Genomic DNA, 422 nt, shown 5'->3' on the forward strand with positions numbered 1-422 from the left:
GTGCAAGTACCTGTGTCCTGTCAACGGCGTGTTCGCGCTGCTCGCGCGGCTCGCGCCGCTGCGCTTCAAGGTCGACGAAGCAGCCTGGCGCCGCTCCTACACGCAGGGCGAGCATGGCCATCGCGTGATCCCGATCAACTGCGCGCCGCTGGTGCCGCTGCGCAACATGAAGGGCGCCGCAGCCTGCCATATGTGCGGCCGCTGCAGCGGCCATCGCGACGCGATCGCCCTGACGATGCGCTCGCCGTCCGAGGAAGTGGTGCAACTCGGCGACGCGCAGGCCAGCGCCTGGGATACCGCGCTGATCCTCTACGGCCTGCTCGGCGTGGCGATCGGCGCCTTCCACTGGAGCGCCAGCCCCTGGTTCGTGACCATCAAGCAATGGCTGGCCGGCTGGCTGATCGACCATGACATCACCTGGC

1 pseudogene is annotated in these 422 nt (G+C 68.5%); it reads left to right on the top strand.

The window, feature by feature from the left end:
- A pseudogene (locus FQ746_RS01650) lies at window positions 1-422 on the top strand (4Fe-4S binding protein); the annotation flags it as partial.

It is taken from the genome of Paraburkholderia sp. BCC1886, assembly GCF_900996245.1.
Classification (GTDB): domain Bacteria; phylum Pseudomonadota; class Gammaproteobacteria; order Burkholderiales; family Burkholderiaceae; genus Paraburkholderia.